The organism is Eisenbergiella sp. OF01-20, assembly GCF_003478085.1.
Taxonomy (GTDB): Bacteria; Bacillota; Clostridia; order Lachnospirales; family Lachnospiraceae; genus Eisenbergiella.
Map to the genome: position 1 here is coordinate 726 of NZ_QUES01000093.1, position 756 is coordinate 1481.

The following is a 756-nucleotide window of genomic DNA, read 5'->3' on the forward strand; positions in this document are numbered from 1 at the left end:
CCCGGTGTACTTATCAAGATACGCCTGTATCATCCCGGCTTTGGTGTCCTCCGGCATAAAATCCCGCTGGTGTTCTTTGAGATACCGCTGCATGGCAGGGCTGAAAGCCAGCTTGAACCTGCCGCTTCTGTAAATTTCCATCGCTTCTGCCCACATCTGCTCGATATAGGCTCTGGAAGCGGCTTCGTCCTCCAAAATGTGAACCTCGGCTTGCTCCGGGTACACCATGACGGGGATAAAGCGGCGGTTGCCGGAACGGTCAAGGGGCAGGAAGTCAAGGGCATTGGAAGTGCCACCAAACACGCACTGACGGGGACGGTCTGCTGGGTGGGTTTCATAGGGTATCTTGTAAACCTCTTTCTGTCGGCTTAAAAATGACTTGATTTCCTCAATGCTCTTGGCGTTTGCGGTTGCCATCATTTCCGACATTTCGATAATCCAGTGACCTTGCAGCTTACGGTACACATTGTCATCGTCCAGCTTCCGCAAATCATCGGAGAACCACTCGTCCCGGATTGCCAGCAGACGGAAGAAAGTGGACTTGCCAGCCCCCTGACCGCCGACCAGACAGAGCATGATTTCAAACTTGCACCCCGGCTGAAAGGCTCGTGAGATTGCACCCAGCAGGAACAGCTTCAACGCTTCATAGGTGTAATCGTCTGCGTCAGTCCCCAGAAAGTGACGCAGACAGAAACGGATTCGTTCTGTCCCGTCCCACACAAGGGTATTGAGATAGTCCCGGATGGGATGGTACTT

Annotated in this window: 1 protein-coding gene; it reads right to left on the reverse strand. The window is 53.3% G+C overall.

Annotation, left to right across the window (positions count from 1 at the left end; genetic code table 11):
• Positions 1-756: virulence-associated E family protein (locus DXA36_RS32570; protein WP_243114792.1), on the reverse strand; the 756-nt coding region annotated here is incomplete at both ends.